Below are 16,750 nucleotides of genomic sequence, written 5' to 3'. Positions count from 1 at the left end.
CCTCACCTTCATCGCTTTTATCCTTTATCATTTTAAAAATACAAATCCAAATAAAGTTACTTGTTATTTTAGCAGCATCTTTTACTTTAGTCAACTAAATTATTTGTAAATTTTCAATAATCTATCGTTTACATTTACTAAAAAATTTTAAATATCTCCCAAAAAAATTACTCTTTTTTTAACTATCATTAAAAATTGCTTAAATCGCATGCAGCTTAAACATTTTTGTCAAATTTGGTTTTTAAAAAGATATGTATTATGATTAAAATTAGAAAGTTCAAGAAGGGAGAGTGTTTATGAGTATTTTACATATGCCTTTAAAGATAAAGGATATTACAATAAAAAATAGAATCATGATGTCTCCTATGTGTATGTACTCAGCTTCTACAGATGGGATGCCAAATGACTGGCATATAGTTCATTACGCCACAAGGGCTATTGGTGGAGTAGGACTCATTATGCAAGAAGCCACAGCTGTTGAGAGCAGAGGAAGAATAACTGACCGTGACCTTGGGATATGGAATGATGAGCAAGTTAAAGAATTAAAAAAAATTGTAGACATCTGTAAAGCAAATGGCGCTGTAATGGGAATACAGCTTGCTCATGCAGGAAGAAAATGTGATATACTTTATGAAGATGTTGTAGGACCTTCCCCTATTAAAGCAGGAAACCACTACAAACTTCCAAGAGAATTAACCATTGACGAAATAAAATCTATAGTAAAAGCTTTTGGGGAAGCTGCTAAAAGGGCTAACTTAGCAGGTTATGATGTAGTTGAAATACATGCAGCTCACGGCTATTTAATCCACGAATTTCTTTCTCCTCTTTCAAATAAGCGAAAAGATGAATACGGTGGTAGCATTGAAAATAGAGCAAGATTTTTAATTGAAGTGATAGATGAAGTTAGAAAAAATTGGCCTGAAAATAAACCTATTTTCGTGCGGGTATCTGCAGATGATTACATGGAAGGCGGAATAAACATAGATATGATGGTAGAATATATCAACATGATAAAAGACAAAGTTGATTTAATTGATGTAAGCAGTGGAGGACTTTTAAATGTTGATATAAATCTATATCCTGGATATCAAGTTAAATACGCTGAAACAATTAAAAAGCGCTGTAATATAAAAACTTCTGCGGTAGGATTAATAACGACACAAGAGCTTGCAGAAGAAATTCTTTCAAATGAAAGGGCAGACTTAGTTGCACTTGGAAGAGAACTTTTAAGAAATCCCTATTGGGTTCTGCATACCTACACTTCAAAGGAAGACTGGCCAAAACAATATGAAAGAGCTTTTAAAAAATAAGCCCCCAAAAATTGAGGGCTTATTTTTATTCTTCATTTTCTATTCTTGCAGTAGAAACAACCCTGTCACCATCATCAAGCTTCATAAGGGTTACTCCTCTTGTATCTCTGTGCATCTTAGAAATATCTGACACCTTCATTCTTATAAGAATCCCATTTGCAGAAATTATCATAAATTCATCTTCTGGATTTACTGACCGTATAGACACCAATTTACCAGTCTTTTCGCTAAGCCTTATTGCAATTATTCCCTTTCCTGCTCTTGTTTGAAGCCTGTATTCCTCTAAGTCCGTTCTCTTCCCAAATCCATTTTCTGTTACTACTAAAATTTCGCTGTTGGGATGAACAAGGTCCATTTCTACCACTTCATCGTCTTCTCTCAAGGAAATAGCTATTACACCTTTTGCTACTCTTCCCATAGGTCTTATGTCTTTTTCATTAAATCTTATAGCATAGCCTCTGGCAGTCCCTATTATTATTTCTCTTTCTCCATTTGTTAATTTTACATTTATAAGCTCATCACTTTCTTCCAACGTGATAGCAATTATACCATTTCTCTTAATTGACCTGAACTCTTCTATAAAAGTCTTTTTAATTATGCCTTTTTTAGTGCACATCACAATATACTTAATATCTTCTGACTTTTTAAGAGGAATAACCGCTGTGACTTTCTCTCCTTGAGCTATCTGTATGAGATTGACAATAGCCGTGCCTTTTGCTTGTCTTCCTGTCTCAGGAATGTCTATTGTCCTTAAACTATATACTTTCCCTTTGTTTGTAAAGAACAACAGTCTGTCATGGGTTGTAGTGATAAATATATCCTCTACAAAGTCATCTTCTCTTGTAGATATACCTAATATGCCTTTCCCTCCACGTTTTTGAGCCTTATAAGTATCAAGAGGCATTCTCTTTATATATCCATAGTGTGTCATTGTCACTACAACATCTTCCAATTGAACCAAATCCTCTAAATCTAACTCTTCTTCTTTTGCCACAATGCTTGTCTTTCTCGGAGTAGCATATTTATCTTTTATTTCCAAAAGCTCTTTTTTGATTATTTCCAGCACTTTTCTTTCATCTGCCAAAATTTCCTTTAATTCTTTTATCTTTTCAATTAACTCCTTAAGCTCATCTTCTACTTTTTGCCTTTCAAGCCCAGTCAACCTTCCTAATCTCATGTCAACTATCGCTTGTGCTTGTTTTTCGCTTAACCCAAACTTGTCCATTAAATTTTGTTTAGCAATTGCTTCTGTCTTCGAACTTCTTATTATGTTTATCACTTCATCAATGTGGTCAAGGGCGATTTTTAACCCTTCTAAAATATGGGCTCTTTCTTCTGCTTTTCTTAAGTCAAACTTGGTCCTTCTCGTTACAACATCCGCTTGATGGTCCACATACTTTTCTATAATCTGCTTTAAATTTAGTATTTTTGGCTCTCCATCTACAAGAGCTAACATTATAGCTCCAAAGGTCTGCTGCATTTGTGTGTGCATATAAAGTTTATTAAGTATCACCTTTGGATTGACATCTCTTTTTAGCTCTATTACAATTTTCATTCCATTCCTATCAGATTCATCTCTCAAATCAGAAATCCCTTCTATGTGCTTGTCACGGACTAACTCAGCTATTTTTTCAATTAACTTAGCTTTTAAAACCATATAAGGAATCTCTGTAATTACAATTCTCGTCTTACCGTGGTGTTCTTCAATTTCTGCCTTTGCCCTAACGACAATTTTACCTCTTCCTGTCTCATAAGTCTCTTTTATACCGTCTCTTCCTAGAATTATTCCTCCTGTAGGAAAGTCAGGTCCTTTTATATATTTCATCAGTTCATCTACTGAAATATAAGGATTGTCTATATAAGCGACAATTCCATCTATGACTTCTCCTAAATTGTGAGGAGGAATATTCGTAGCCATACCTACAGCAATTCCTTGAGAGCCGTTGACTAAAAGATTAGGAAATCGAGAGGGAAGTACAACTGGTTCCTTTAAAGTCTCATCAAAGTTTGGTACAAAATCTACTGTCTCTTTGTTGATATCTGTAAGCATCTCAAGGGCAATTTTTGAAAGCCTCGCCTCTGTGTACCTCATGGCAGCCGGAGGGTCTCCATCTATGCTTCCAAAGTTTCCGTGCCCATCTATCAAAGTTTCTCTCATTGAAAAATCCTGTGCTAGTCTCACTAAAGTATCGTAAACAGCTGCATCACCGTGAGGATGGTATTTTCCTAAAACTTCACCAACAACTGCAACGCTCTTTTTATATGGCTTGTCAGGGGTTAATCCCAACTCATTCATAGCATAGAGAATCCTTCTATGAACTGGTTTTAAACCATCTCTCACATCTGGCAATGCCCTTCCAACAATTACACTCATCGCATAATCTATATAAGATTTTTTCATTTCATCTTCAATGTCTACTGGGATTACTTTCTCTTTTTCTTCACTCATCTATTTCACCTCTTTTATATGTCCAAGTTTCTAACTGTTTTTGCATATTTTTCTATAAATTCCCTTCTTGGTTCGACTTTATCCCCCATCAAAATGGTGAAAATTTCATCTGCAGCTATCGCATCCTCTAATGTAACTTTAAGCATCGTCCTCTTCTCTGGATCCATAGTTGTATCCCATAACTGGTCAGCATTCATTTCTCCAAGACCTTTATACCTTTGAACAGTATAATTTTCCCTTCCAATTTCATTTAAGATCTTGTCTAATTCTCTATCCGAGTAAGCATAATATACCTTTTTGCCCTTTGTAATTTTATATAAAGGTGGTTGAGCAATGAACACATTTCCATTTTCAATTAAAGGTCTCATAAACCTATAGAAAAATGTTAAAAGTAATGTCCTAATATGGCTTCCATCTACGTCTGCATCTGTCATTATAACTATTTTGTGGTACCTTAACTTACTTATATCAAAATCATTCCCTACGCCAGTACCTAAAGCAGTTATCATTGCTCTTATCTCTTCATTAGACAATATCTTGTCAAGTCTTGCCTTCTCTACATTTAAAATTTTTCCTCGGAGTGGAAGTATCGCTTGAAATCTACTGTTTCTACCTGATTTAGCAGAACCTCCTGCAGAGTCACCCTCTACCAAGAAAAGCTCACATTTGGAAGGGTCTTTCTCCGAACAGTCGGCAAGTTTACCCGGCAAAGTAGTATTTTCAAGAGCAGACTTTCTTCTGGTAAGCTCTCTGGCTTTTCTCGCAGCTTCCCTTGCTCTTGCTGCTTGAGTAGCTTTTTCTACTATAACTTTTGCAACTGAGGGATTTTCTTCTAAAAAAGCCGAGAGTTTTTCTGTTACTACATTTTCTACAATAGACCTCATTTCAGAATTTCCTAATTTTGTTTTAGTCTGTCCTTCAAACTGTGGATTTTTTAATTTTACACTTACAATAGCTGTAAGTCCTTCTCTTACATCTTCACCCTGTAAATTTTTCTCGTTATCTTTTATAATCCCGTATTTTCTTGCGTAATCATTAATGACTTTAGTCAAAGCTGCTTTAAAGCCTACTAGATGGGTACCGCCTTCTCTAGTATCAATATTATTAGCAAAACTAAAGATATTTTCATTATAGCTGTCATTATACTGCATGCAAACCTCTACTTCATAGTCGCTATTTTTCGCTTCCATGTATATAGGCTCTTCATGGAGGACTTCTTTATTTCTATTTAAATACTTTACAAAAGATATAATTCCACCTTCGTAGTTAAAGACCTCTTCTTTTCCGTGTCTTTCGTCTATAAGCTTAATATTTATACCCTTATTTAAAAACGCTAATTCTCTCAATCTTTGAGCTAATACATCATAGTCGAATACAGTTTCTTCAAAAATCTCCTTATCCGGCTTAAAAGTAATAGTTGTACCTGTCTCTTCTGTCTCTCCAATAACCTCTAAATCCGTTTTTGGAACTCCTCTTTCATATATTTGCCTATAAATTTTCCCATGTTGTTTTACAATAACTTCTAATTTTTCAGATAATGCATTTACAACAGAAACACCTACTCCATGCAATCCTCCAGATACTTTGTAAGCGTCATTATTAAATTTTCCACCTGCATGTAACATCGTTAAAGCTACTTCTACAGCCGGTTTTCCAACTTTTGGGTGAATATCTGTAGGTATACCTCTTCCGTCGTCTTCAACCGTTATAGAATTATCTTTGTGTATAGTAACTACTATATTTTTGCAATAACCGGCCAATGCTTCATCTATACTATTATCGACTACCTCGTATACAAGGTGATGCAGTCCTCTGCTACCAGTAGAACCTATATACATTCCTGGCCTTTTTCTCACAGCTTCTAAACCCTCTAATATTTGTATTTGACTTGCAGTATAAGTTTCATCCTTTGCCATATTCACAACCTCCGCAAATTTATCCAACAGTTTTATTTTATCATTCTTTTAAGAATTGCTCAATTCAAAACATTTCCCGAAAAATTTCCCGGGAAATGAAGAGGAAATAATTTTATTTTTATTATTGCCTATAATATAATATACTTAACAAATATACCTATAATATAATATACTTAAATTGAGGTGAATTCAATGGCTACTTATGAAGATTTTTTAAAACTTGACATACGTGTAGGAAGAATAATTGAGGTAGAAGACTTTCCAAAAGCAAAAAAACCTGCTTATAAGTTAAAAATTGACTTTGGCGAATTAGGAATCAAAAAGTCCAGCGCTCAAATAACAAAATTGTACAAAAAAGAAGAGTTGTATAATAAATTGGTGGTCTGCGTAGTTAATTTTCCTCCAAAGCAAGTAGTAGATTTTATATCTGAAGTATTGTTGCTTGGAGTTGATGACGAAGATGGGAATGTCGTCTTGCTTCAACCAGAAAGAGAAGTAAAAATAGGCAATAAAATCTATTAATGGTTTTATTTTTTATGGAAGGTGGTAAATAGTGAAATTTTTAGGTGTCAACATAGGTAAACTCATCAACATATCCTGCAAAATCACAGGAAAAGGTGGAACATCTCTTCCCGGAAAAATCGCACTAAAGTACGATTCTAAATTAATTGAAAAACTAATAGGGCCCATAAAAAACAACAAAGTAATAATAACAGGTACAAATGGCAAAACTACAACTTCCGGATTAATAGCCTCTATTTTGACCACTGCTGGGAAAAGTGTTGTACACAACAAAGAAGGAGCAAATATGAAAACGGGAATTGCGACTGCTTTAATAAAAAGCAGCAATTTTTTGGGAAATTTACAAAAAGATGCGACCGTTTTTGAAGTAGATGAAGCAAACATGCCCATTGTGATAGAAGATGTAAAACCCAATATAGTAGTAATAACCAACTTTTTTAGAGACCAATTAGACAGATATGGAGAACTAGATACAACAGTAGAAAAAGTAAAAAAAGCCCTTTTAAACCTGCCACAAGATTCTATAGTATTACTAAACGCTGATGAACCTTTTACAGCTTCAATAGGAGATGAAATAAAATCGAAAGTTTTTTACTATGGAGTTGAAGACAACATTGAAGGAATTAACTCCTCTTCTTTTGAACAAAAATACTGTCCAATTTGTGCCCACAAATACGAATATAAAAAAATATATTACGGGCAACTGGGAGACTATTACTGCCCCAATTGTGGCAAAAAGCGGCCAAATCCTCATTTTAAAGCCACTAATATATTTTTAAATGAAGATGGAATAAATTTTAATCTATACTATAAAGATAAAATTTTTACAGTTAAAAGTAGATTAATAGGCTTATACAATGTGTATAATTTATTAGCAGCTATATCTGCTGGCATTTTGTTGAACATAGACTTTAGCACTATATTAAAAGCAATAGAAAGCTATTGGCCAATAGAAGGAAGATTACAAAAAACTAAAATAAAAAGCAAAAGGACAATAATAAATTTAATCAAAAACCCCATCGGTTTTGAAAGCACTTTAAATATGCTATCTCAATTTAATAAACCCTTAAACCTTTTAATTTCTATAAATGATAATTACGCTGATGGAAGGGATGTGTCTTGGCTGTGGGATGTAAACTTAGAAAGCTTTTTATCAAAGACAAAAGTAAACTATATAGTAACTTCAGGTTTAAGGGCAGAAGACATGGCAGTAAGATTAAAATATGCCGGCTTTGATATTAAAAAAATAAAAATAATAAATTCTATAGAAAAAGCTCTTGACACTATAGCTGATTTAACAGAAGAAGAATTAATAGCTGTACTTCCCAACTATACTTCTTTGTATGATGTAAGCAAATATTTAAAATTACAGGAGGCAAAAAAATGAAATTAGTCGTTGGCCACATGTATCCTGATTTATTAAACTTATATGGAGACATAGGAAATATTGTAGCTTTAAAAAAAAGATGTGAATGGAGAAAAATTGAAATAGAGATAAAGCCAATAACTTTAGATTACACTGAAGAATTTACTGACATAGACCTTCTATTCTTAGGAGGAGGGTCAGATAGAGAGCAAAAAATTGTAAGTGATGATTTAAAAAATAAAAAAGGTAAAAATTTGAAAACAGCTATTGAAGATGGTTTGACAGTATTAGCTATATGTGGAGGATATCAATTACTTGGAGAATACTATCAAACTCTGGCTGGTAGCAAATTAGAAGGTTTAGGAATTTTAAAAGCCTGGACAATAGCTGGTAATAGGAGATTGATAGGAAATATAGTTATAGAGACAAATATAGCCGATAAAAATTTTAAAATGGTAGGTTTTGAGAATCACTCAGGAAAAACTTTTTTGGAAAAAATAGAGCCTTTAGGTAAAGTAATAATTGGAAATGGAAATAATGGAGAAGATAAAACAGAAGGATGTATCTATAAAAATGTGTATGGAACATATCTCCACGGTCCAGTACTACCCAAAAATCCTGAATTTGCAGATATTTTAATTGAAACTGCTTTAAAGAGAAAATATGGAAAAGTAGAATTAACTCCCTTGGATGACTCTTTAGAACAACAAGCTAAACAATCTTTGATAGAAAGATTTGTAAAAAAATAGAGGCTTTTGCCTCTATTTTACAATTCAATTTCACAACTTTCCTTCTCAACTTTTTCACCATTTATCTTAATCTCTTTGATGTCGTCAAAATTTTTAAATATAAATTTATACTTTTTAACTCCTTTGTCATAGCCAAAGTGAATTTTATCAAATTTTATATCCATTCTTCCTTCTTTATAACAAAAACTTATATCGAAGAGGTTATAAACCCCTTTAGTATAATCGAAAGATTTTCCATCATCTTCATAATGGAGATAATGTCCCTCTTTCCCTTTGTATATCTCCACTGTTAATTCTTCCAGCTTCTTTTCCCCTATAAAAGACTGAGGCTGCTGTTTTAACAGTATTCCTCCTTCTTTTACAAAAAGAGGTATTACTTCTATAGGAGCATCCACAAGGTAATAGTTTTTTCCTTTGAATCCTTTTCCCGTCCAGTAATCATACCAGATTCCTTCAGGCAAATAAACTTCTCTTCTTTCTTTTGAAGGAAAATATACAGGAGCAACTAAGAGACCTTCTCCAAACATAAATTCATCATATATCTTATGAGTATTTTCATCTTTTTGATATTCAAAAACCAAAGGCCTCATAATAGGATAGCCTTTTTGAGATGCAATGTAAAACAAATCATATAAGTAAGGCAAAAGTTCATATCTCATTTTTATATATTTTCGAGAAATATCTTCTGCTCTTTTACCAAAAGACCATGGCTCTTGGTCTTTTGTTCCTATTGCAGAATGAACTCTTAAAAACGGAGTAAATACCGCAGCCTCTATCCACCTTATAAAAAGTTCTTCATGGCAATCTCCTTCAAATCCTCCAACATCTGCTCCTGCAAACGGTTGTCCAGATAAACCTATGTTCATTATCATTGGCATCATCATAAGAAGATGCTCATACAAGCTTCTGTTGTCTCCTGTCCACATTGCAGCATACCTTTGTATCCCTGAAAAAGCGGCTCTTGTCAAAACAAAAGGCCTTTCATTAGGTCTTATCCTTAGAAAACCATCTCTTGTGGCCATCGCCATGTAATTTGCATAGACATTGTGAGCCTCTTTGTGAAGTACCTTTTCTCCATCTAAAATATGAATATTATCCTCTGGCATTGTTTTTGTAGGTGTTTCAAAAACAGCTGGTTCATTCATATCATTCCATATACCATCAATGCCATCATTTATAAATTCTCTGTGCTTTTCACCCCACCAATATCTCACTTCTTCTTGTAAAAAGTCAGGAAAACAAGCTTCCCCTGGCCATACTTTTCCAACGTAGGTTATACCGTACTTATCCTTTACAAAATAACCCTTTTCAATTCCTTCTCTGTAAACATGGTAGTCGTAATCTCTCTTAACTCCTGGATCTACAATTGTCACTACTTTAAATCCCTTTTCTTTAAGCTGTTTTAACATTTCTTTGTGGTTTTTAAACGTTTCTTTATTCCATGTAAAAACTCTATACCCTTCCATGTAATCTATATCGAGATATATCACATCACAAGGAATATCTTTTTCTCTAAAAGTTTTTGCAACCTCCAGTACTCTCTCTTGTGGGGTGTAACTATATCTGCTTTGTTGATTACCTAATACCCATAATGGCGGAAGACTTATCCTTCCTGTAAGATATGTATAATTTTCCACAACCTCTTTTATGTCTTCTCCGTATATAAAATAGTAGTTCATTTGGCCGCCATATGCTCCAAAAAAGTAATATTCTTGACTTTCTTGACCCATATCAAAAAAAGACCTAAAACTGTTGTCCAAAAATATTCCATAAGTGTGATAATCGTTCATTCCTATGAAAAAAGTGTAAGACTCATATAAAAGTTTTGTAGTCTGGTTGTGAGTCATAAATTCATCTGTATTCCACATCTCCAGCCTTTCGCCTTTTTTGTCGAGATATCCTGCTTTTTCTCCAAAACCGTAAAAATGGTCTTCTCTTAACTTTTTATAGCACCTTACATCTGTTTCATTGAACTTTGCTCCTCCATTGTAATCCTCATTAATTATATTTCCATTTTTATCTAGGAAACTCACAGAAAGGTCATTTTTATTTATTTTTACTTTCAATGAATTAGTCTCAATTAATATGCTTTCTAATTCATCACTTATACTAAACTCAGGAATATCGTATTCTTTCCTTTCTATCGCAATTGTATCCTTTCTTTTTTCCTCTTTATTACTTACAAAAACGTTAATAATTTTATCACCTAATACTCTAAGCTCTAACTTCTTTCCTTCATTTCTCACAACAATTTTTTCCGATGTTTTTTGATACAATTCAATACCTCCCTATTCCTCTATTTTTTGTGTCCTTCTTATAAGAGTAAAGGCAGAAATTGGTGATAAATAAATAATACTCCTCTTATCCCTTTCTGTGATTATAAAAGACTTTGGCTTTTCGTCAGAAATTCTGACCACAAATCCTTCTTCTTCCGCTACTCTCAGAAACTGAATAGTAGCTTCAGAAGTGGTTACAATATTCATATCAAAAATGCCTATAATTTCTTTATCGGGTACTACCACGTTGCCGCCTAAATGGACATACATTTTTTGACCCCCTATTCCTTAATGACAACCCCATTAGATATCTTAAAATAACAATCTCCTTTTAAATCTCTTTTTGTAGTATGGGTTATAAAAGTCTGAAAACCTTGCAATCTTTCTAAGATATATTTCTTTCTATTTTCATCTAACTCTGACATTACATCATCCAGAAGCAGTATGGGTTTTTCACCAGTCTCCTTTTTTAAAATTTCAAACTCTGATAATTTAAGGCATAAAGCCACTGTTCGCTGTTGGCCTTGAGAAGAATATACTCTTGAATCATAGCCGTTTATAATAATCTTAAAATCTTCCCTATGAGGTCCTACTTGTGTTGTAAGATACTTTAAATCTAAATCTATATTCTTTAATAGTTTTTCTTTTAATCTTTTTTTAACTATTTCTTCATCTGAAGCATCTTTAAGTCCAACACTATTTAGGTAGACAATTTCTGCTGTCTCATTGGAAATTTCAAGTAAAAATTTTTTTATATTAATTTCTACATTTTTTAAGTAACTTTGTCTCACCACAATTATTTTTGCACCGTATTCTACTAATTGGTCATCAAAAATTTCTAGTATACTTCTATTTTTTCCTTCTTTTATAGTCTTTAATAGTTTATTTCTATTTATTAGTATTTTGTTATATTGCATGAGATTATAAAGATAATTCTTTTCAACCACAGATATACAAGAATCTAAATATTTCCTGCGATAGGAAGGTCCTTCTTTTATTATGTTTAAATCTTCAGGAGAAAAAATGACTGTCAAAAGTTGACCTAAAAGTTCGGAAGTTGACTTTATTTTATTGCCATTTACTTTAATGACTTTATTTTCATTTTTCTTGTATCCAAATTCTATTTTTTTATCGTTATTTTCTTGACAAATTATTGCTTTTACATAAAAATAATCTTCTCCAAATTTTATTAGTTCTGTAGTTTTGCTCCCTCTAAAAGACCTTCCCATACTTAAAAGCCTAATACTTTCTAATAAATTGCTCTTTCCTTGTGCATTTAAACCATAAAATATATTTATTCCTTCGCAAAATTCTATTTTTTGCTTTTGTAAATTTCTAAAATTGTCGACAAATAGCTCCTTCACATACAAGTTAAATTCCTCACTTTATGATATAAGTTTTACCCTCTACCTCAATTATATCATTTTTGCGAAGTTTTTTACCTCTTTTTAATTCTATTGCGCCATTTACTTTAACTTTTCCTTCTAAAATAAATTGCTTTGCTTGTCCTCCAGTTTGACATATTTTCATATACTTTAAAAATTGCCCTAAGGTAATATATTCCGTCTCTATAGGCACTTCTATCATTTAAAAAACACCTCTTATTTTTAATTGAGTTTTACAGGAAGTATCATATAAAGATAATCTTTACTTCCTATAGGTTTTATTATTAACGGATTTATACTATTTATGAAATAAAGCGTTATTTCCTCTTCATCGATGGCTCTTAAAGAATCTAATAAATATCTTGAGTTAAAAGCGATCTCAAGAAACATTCCTTTTACATCGACTTCTATCTTTTCTACCATTTTACCCTTTTCAGAATTAGAAGAAACAGTAATAAATTTATCACCAATCTCAAACTTAATCAAATTATTTTTGCTTTCTGCAATTAGTGAAGCTCTTTCAATACTTTCAGTTAAAACTTCTCTTTTGACTACCACTTCAGTCTTATAATCCTTTGGTAAAACAGCATTGTAGTTTATAAAGCTTCCTTCTAAAAGCCTCGATATTACCTTTGTATTTTCAATTTGGAATAACACTTGATTAGCAGTGTGGTATATCTCTATCTCTGTTTCCTCATCTTTTAAGATTCTGTATATCTCTTCTAAAGTTTTACCTGGAATTACTATAGAATATTTTTCTATATCCTCGTCAAAGAATTTTTCCTCACTCTGATAAGAATATATAGCCATTCTAAATCCATCTAAAGCTACTGCTTTAACTTCATTTTGAAACACTTCGAATAGAACACCTGTCAAAATAGGTCTTGTTTGCTCCTGGGCAATACAAAAGACTGTTTTTCTTATTAGGTCTTTTAGAATATTTTGCGTCAACTTAAAAGAATTTTCTCTAGATACTTGAGGGATTTCAGGAAATTCTACAGCGTCGCTTCCTGCAATAGTGAAATTTATGCTATCGCAAACTACATTTACCGTGTTTTGAGAATCACTTTCTACTTTTACTTCTCCCTCTGGCAATTTTCGAACTAATTCTGAAAAAATTTTTGCAGGTACAACTATTTCTCCCTCTTCTTCTACCACTGCAGGAATTTGACACTCTATCCCTATGTCCAAATCAGTTCCTGAAAATTTGACTTGACCTTTCAAAGCTGAAATTTTGATACCTTGAAGAATAGGAAGAGTAGTTCGGGAAGATACCCCCCTTATTGCAATATTTACTCCTTCAAATAATGAATTTTTATCACACACAAATTTCATTTTTTTCACTCCTGTTTTTGAGAATATTTTTTTGAATCAAATCATATAATAAATAAGATAAGCATTTAGTAGTCGTAGTAATAGAAAGTGTTAGTTTGTTAGTAATGGTTTGTGAAGCAGAGAAAAAGTCGATAATTGTCTGTGAATAACTTTTGGACAATTATTTAAAATTATTAACAATATTCACAGACAAAAAATTTTAAAACATATAAACAGGGTTATCCCTGTTTATATGTTAAAAACCTTTTATTCTCTTTTTAAGTTCCTCAATCTGCCTTGAGAGAAGTTCGTCTTGTTTTATTTCATTAGAGATTTTTTCATAGGCATGTATTACAGTAGTATGGTCTTTTCCAAATTCTTCTCCTATCTTTGGAAGAGATAAATCTGTCAATTCTCTTGCTAAGTACATGGCAATTTGTCGAGGATAAGCTATGTTTTTTGTTCTCTTGCGGGACCTGAAGTCTTCTAGTTTTATGTTATAGTACTTGCAAACTTCTTCTTGTATGAGTTTTACAGTTATTTCCCTTGTTTTATTAGATACAATTTCCTTTAGGGCATGCTTAGTTAATTCTAAGTCTATATTAGATTTTGTAAGATTTGAAAAAGCTACGATTCTTATTAGTGCTCCTTCTAACTCTCTTATGTTTGATTGGATTTTTTCTGCCACATAGGCTAAAACTTCGTCGGGGATATTGAGATTTTCTGTTTGAGCTTTCTTTTTAAGTATTGCTATTCTTGTCTCATAATCTGGTGGCTGTATATCCGCGATTAAACCCCACTCAAACCTTGACCTTAGCCTTTCTTCTAAAGTTGGAATTTCTTTTGGTGGTCTGTCACTAGAGATAACTATTTGCTTGTTTGCTTCGTAAAGGGTGTTAAAAGTATGGAAAAATTCTTCTTGAGTTCGTTCTTTTTTGGCTATAAATTGAATATCATCTATTAGAAGGACATCAATATTTCTGTACTTGTTTCTAAATTCTTCATTTTTATCGTCTTTTATGGAGTTAACTAACTCGTTTGTAAACGTTTCTGACGTAACGTACATTATTTTGTAGCCACTTTGATGTTTATTGATAAAGTGCCCTATTGCATGCATTAAATGGGTTTTGCCTAAACCTACTCCTCCATAAATAAATAAAGGGTTATAAGCTTTTGCTGGAGCTTGAGCTACTGCAAGACATGCAGCATGAGCAAGTTTATTGCTGTTTCCAACTACAAAAGTATCAAAAGTATATTTTGGATTTAGAGTGGAAAGAGTGGTGGATTCAGTTAGGTTTTCTTTTTCTAAGGATTCTTTGATTTCTCTATATTCTTCTTCGTCTTCTGATAATATTTTTATCTCGTATAGTTTATTTGTAGCTTTTGAAGCAGCGTCGTAGATAATATTTATATATCTTCCATTTATTATATTTTTTGTAAAAGTATTAGGAGTGCTTAAAAATAATACATCATCAATGATTGCTAAGGGTTTTATGTGAACTAACCAGGTGTTATAGCTGGTGGGGGTAAGCTCACTCTTTATGACCTCCACTATCCTCTCCCATATTTGACGATGATCTCCATACATTGTATGACCTCCTAAGCCCATCAATAAAATGTGGATAACTTATTTAAAAGGGTGGCATAATATATTATCGGTATAAGTTAGTTGTTAATAAGTTAAATTTAGTTTTGTGAATTTTTTAATTTGATAACTTTTGCAAAAACACATGTGCAGATATTGTTGATAAAAGATATTTTGATAAAAAAACTGATAAAAAAATTAAAATACATTGATTATAAATATAATGAATAAGAAAACTAACATTTAAATAACAACTTATTCACAAATTTATCAACAACCTGTGAATAAGTTGTTATTTTTGTGGCTACAATTTATTTAAGTTATCAACAGTTTAATTTTATAATAGCAAATTATCAACAGATTATCAATAAGAAAAATAATTTTGTCTACAGCTGTGTGTAGATAATTCTTAAGTTGTTGATAATTTTCTTATTTTAAAAAGTCTTGTTGACATCCTCCTTAATTAACGTTATAATTTTTATAGCATTTTTTAGGTTTTAGGAGGTGTGGCAATGCTTCGCACTTATCAACCCAAAAAAAGACATAGAAAAAAAGTGCACGGTTTTAGAAAGAGGATGTCTACCAAAAGTGGTCGCAATGTTTTAAAAAGAAGAAGACAAAAAGGTAGACATAGATTGACAGCGTGAGGCCTTTAGGGCCTTTTTTACAATCCGGAGGTATAAATGAGTAACAAGATTATAAAAATTAAAAAAGTTATGAATTTAAAAAGGTTTATTCAAATGGAAAATCTGTTGCTAATCAGTTTGTTGTAATGTATTATATGGAAAATAATTTAGGTTTTAATAGAGTTGGCTATTCAGTGAGTAAAAAAATAGGTAAAAGTGTGGTAAGAAATAGAGTTAGAAGGCTTTTACATGAAAGTTTTAGACTTTTAGATATTGAGATAAAAACAGGTTTTGATATAATTTTTGTCGCAAGAGGGAAAATTGTAGAGGCTGATTTTCACACTTTAAAAAATTCCATGAGAAAATTGATTATGAAAACACCTCTTTATGCGGGGAATGAAAGATGAAAAATGTTGTTATTTTTTTAATTAAGTTGTATCAAAGATATATTTCGCCTATGAAGCCAAGGACCTGTAGATTTTACCCAACTTGTTCTCAATATTCTATAGAAGCAATATCAAAGCATGGACTTTTAAAGGGCGGAATTATGTCAATTTGGCGGATTTTAAGGTGCAATCCCTTTAATCCCGGGGGATATGACCCTGTAAAATAAATTTTTGGAGGTATATTATGGCAACAATTGCTATGTATTTAGGACAATTGTTAGAATTTATACATCATTATGTGGGAAATTATGGTATCGCTATAATTATTTTTACTATTTTAATAAGGATACTTCTTTTGCCTTTTTATATACAGCAAATGAGCACAATGAAAAAGATGAAAGAAATACAGCCTCTTGTAGAAGAACTTCAAAAGAAGTATGCTAAAGACCCTCAAAAATTAAACATGGAAACAATGAAATTGTATCAAGAGAAAAAAGTAAATCCTTTCGGTGGATGTTTACCTATGCTTTTGCCTTTGATAATATTGTGGCCGCTTTTTTCGATGCTTAGAACCTATCCAGCTTTTTCAACTGCTTCTTTTTTATGGATGCATAGCCTTGCACAAAAGGACCCTTATTATATAATTCCTATTTTAGCTACTGTGACTACTTATATATCTTCTGCAATGGTAGCAACAGACAAGAGTCAAAATTCTATGAATATAATGATGTCAATTTTTATGGGATGGGTAACTGTTTCTTTGCCGGCAGGGGTAGGAATATATTGGGTTACAAGCAATATATTCCAGATAGTGCAGCAGTATATTTTTATGAGAGAGACCAATACTGCTAAGGGGGAATCATAAG

15 protein-coding genes, 1 pseudogene and 1 other annotated feature (1 of these 17 cut by a window edge) are annotated in these 16,750 nt (G+C 32.3%); of the genes and pseudogenes, 8 read left to right on the top strand and 8 right to left on the bottom strand.

The features are described 5' to 3' along the window. Positions 1-21: a binding site (T-box leader), on the bottom strand; it reaches 218 nt to the left of the window's first position. A gap of 275 nt (positions 22-296) precedes the next feature. Further along, positions 297-1,310 (top strand): NADPH dehydrogenase NamA, encoded by a 1,014-nt coding sequence (namA, locus tag THESIDRAFT1_RS06090; protein ID WP_003869984.1) that lies wholly within the window; start codon positions 297-299, stop codon positions 1,308-1,310. A gap of 25 nt (positions 1,311-1,335) precedes the next feature. Here the strand turns inward: namA and gyrA are convergent, their stop codons facing one another. Both gyrA and gyrB read right to left on the bottom strand, forming a co-directional pair. Then, entirely contained in the window at positions 1,336-3,759 is a 2,424-nt protein-coding gene (gyrA, locus tag THESIDRAFT1_RS06085) for a DNA gyrase subunit A (RefSeq protein WP_006569851.1), read from the bottom strand. 14 nt (positions 3,760-3,773) lie between these two features. Continuing rightward, a complete protein-coding gene (gene gyrB, locus THESIDRAFT1_RS06080; protein WP_003869986.1) occupies positions 3,774-5,675 on the bottom strand; it encodes a DNA topoisomerase (ATP-hydrolyzing) subunit B in 1,902 nt (633 codons plus the stop codon). A 192-nt stretch (positions 5,676-5,867) separates the two neighbouring features. On the opposite strand from gyrB, the gene THESIDRAFT1_RS06075 reads away from it, so the two are divergent. The 3 genes from THESIDRAFT1_RS06075 to THESIDRAFT1_RS06065 are packed head-to-tail and all read left to right on the top strand — an operon-like array spanning position 5,868 to position 8,312. Further along, the gene (locus THESIDRAFT1_RS06075; RefSeq protein ID WP_003869987.1) at positions 5,868-6,197 is read left to right on the top strand and encodes a tRNA-binding protein; all 330 of its coding nucleotides are present in this window, start codon (positions 5,868-5,870) and stop codon (positions 6,195-6,197) included. A gap of 31 nt (positions 6,198-6,228) precedes the next feature. Further along, positions 6,229-7,584 (top strand): Mur ligase family protein, encoded by a 1,356-nt coding sequence (locus THESIDRAFT1_RS06070; protein WP_003869988.1) that lies wholly within the window; start codon positions 6,229-6,231, stop codon positions 7,582-7,584. After that, entirely contained in the window at positions 7,581-8,312 is a 732-nt protein-coding gene (locus tag THESIDRAFT1_RS06065) for a type 1 glutamine amidotransferase (RefSeq protein ID WP_006569850.1), read from the top strand. Before THESIDRAFT1_RS06070 ends, THESIDRAFT1_RS06065 begins: the two co-directional genes overlap by 4 nt. A 17-nt stretch (positions 8,313-8,329) precedes the next feature. Here THESIDRAFT1_RS06065 and THESIDRAFT1_RS06060 read toward each other — a convergent pair whose 3' ends face one another. From THESIDRAFT1_RS06060 to dnaA, 6 genes are all read right to left on the bottom strand, one after another. Next, entirely contained in the window at positions 8,330-10,588 is a 2,259-nt protein-coding gene (locus THESIDRAFT1_RS06060) for a glycoside hydrolase family 31 protein (RefSeq protein ID WP_006569849.1), read from the bottom strand. A 12-nt stretch (positions 10,589-10,600) separates the two neighbouring features. Beyond that, a complete protein-coding gene (gene remB, locus THESIDRAFT1_RS06055; RefSeq protein WP_003869991.1) occupies positions 10,601-10,858 on the bottom strand; it encodes an extracellular matrix regulator RemB in 258 nt (85 codons plus the stop codon). An 11-nt stretch (positions 10,859-10,869) separates the two neighbouring features. Then, positions 10,870-11,958: a DNA replication/repair protein RecF gene (gene recF, locus THESIDRAFT1_RS06050; protein WP_006569848.1), complete on the bottom strand. Its 1,089-nt coding sequence runs from the start codon at positions 11,956-11,958 to the stop codon at positions 10,870-10,872. 10 nt (positions 11,959-11,968) lie between these two features. Then, positions 11,969-12,175 carry a S4 domain-containing protein YaaA gene (yaaA, locus tag THESIDRAFT1_RS06045; RefSeq protein ID WP_003869993.1) on the bottom strand — a complete coding sequence of 69 codons (207 nt, stop codon included), beginning with the start codon at positions 12,173-12,175 and terminating at the stop codon, positions 11,969-11,971. Between the two features lie 20 nt (positions 12,176-12,195). Beyond that, the gene (gene dnaN, locus THESIDRAFT1_RS06040) at positions 12,196-13,308 is read right to left on the bottom strand and encodes a DNA polymerase III subunit beta (protein WP_004399505.1); all 1,113 of its coding nucleotides are present in this window, start codon (positions 13,306-13,308) and stop codon (positions 12,196-12,198) included. Positions 13,309-13,543: 235 nt separating this feature from the next. Next, complete coding sequence (dnaA, locus tag THESIDRAFT1_RS06035; protein WP_004399506.1) at positions 13,544-14,875, bottom strand: chromosomal replication initiator protein DnaA; 1,332 nt, start codon at positions 14,873-14,875, stop codon at positions 13,544-13,546. A gap of 509 nt (positions 14,876-15,384) precedes the next feature. Here dnaA and rpmH point away from each other — a divergent pair. From rpmH to THESIDRAFT1_RS06015, 4 genes and pseudogenes are all read left to right on the top strand, one after another. Beyond that, positions 15,385-15,519, top strand: coding sequence for a 50S ribosomal protein L34 (gene rpmH / locus THESIDRAFT1_RS06030; protein ID WP_003867410.1), 135 nt, complete (start codon positions 15,385-15,387; stop codon positions 15,517-15,519). A 36-nt stretch (positions 15,520-15,555) separates the two neighbouring features. Further along, positions 15,556-15,905 (top strand): annotated as a pseudogene (gene rnpA / locus THESIDRAFT1_RS06025) (ribonuclease P protein component). Continuing rightward, on the top strand, positions 15,902-16,111 hold the full coding sequence (gene yidD / locus THESIDRAFT1_RS06020; RefSeq protein ID WP_004399512.1) for a membrane protein insertion efficiency factor YidD: 210 nt from the start codon (positions 15,902-15,904) through the stop codon (positions 16,109-16,111). Before rnpA ends, yidD begins: the two are co-directional and overlap by 4 nt. Before the next feature lie 17 nt (positions 16,112-16,128). After that, entirely contained in the window at positions 16,129-16,749 is a 621-nt protein-coding gene (locus THESIDRAFT1_RS06015; RefSeq protein ID WP_006569847.1) for a YidC/Oxa1 family membrane protein insertase, read from the top strand. The last annotated feature ends 1 nt before the right edge of the window (position 16,750 follow it).

The organism is Thermoanaerobacter siderophilus SR4, assembly GCF_000262445.1.
Classification (GTDB): Bacteria; Bacillota; Thermoanaerobacteria; order Thermoanaerobacterales; family Thermoanaerobacteraceae; genus Thermoanaerobacter; species Thermoanaerobacter ethanolicus.
This window is presented reverse-complemented; position numbering and strand designations above follow the sequence as displayed.

Coding starts and splice junctions, on each gene's coding strand:
- namA (WP_003869984.1), top strand. CDS start 297: ATGAGTATTTTACATATGCCTTTAAAGATAAAGGATATTACAATAAAA.
- gyrA (WP_006569851.1), bottom strand. CDS start 3,759: ATGAGTGAAGAAAAAGAGAAAGTAATCCCAGTAGACATTGAAGATGAA.
- gyrB (WP_003869986.1), bottom strand. CDS start 5,675: ATGGCAAAGGATGAAACTTATACTGCAAGTCAAATACAAATATTAGAG.
- THESIDRAFT1_RS06075 (WP_003869987.1), top strand. CDS start 5,868: ATGGCTACTTATGAAGATTTTTTAAAACTTGACATACGTGTAGGAAGA.
- THESIDRAFT1_RS06065 (WP_006569850.1), top strand. CDS start 7,581: ATGAAATTAGTCGTTGGCCACATGTATCCTGATTTATTAAACTTATAT.
- remB (WP_003869991.1), bottom strand. CDS start 10,858: ATGTATGTCCATTTAGGCGGCAACGTGGTAGTACCCGATAAAGAAATT.
- yaaA (WP_003869993.1), bottom strand. CDS start 12,175: ATGATAGAAGTGCCTATAGAGACGGAATATATTACCTTAGGGCAATTT.
- dnaN (WP_004399505.1), bottom strand. CDS start 13,308: ATGAAATTTGTGTGTGATAAAAATTCATTATTTGAAGGAGTAAATATT.
- dnaA (WP_004399506.1), bottom strand. CDS start 14,875: ATGTATGGAGATCATCGTCAAATATGGGAGAGGATAGTGGAGGTCATA.
- rpmH (WP_003867410.1), top strand. CDS start 15,385: ATGCTTCGCACTTATCAACCCAAAAAAAGACATAGAAAAAAAGTGCAC.
- yidD (WP_004399512.1), top strand. CDS start 15,902: ATGAAAAATGTTGTTATTTTTTTAATTAAGTTGTATCAAAGATATATT.
- THESIDRAFT1_RS06015 (WP_006569847.1), top strand. CDS start 16,129: ATGGCAACAATTGCTATGTATTTAGGACAATTGTTAGAATTTATACAT.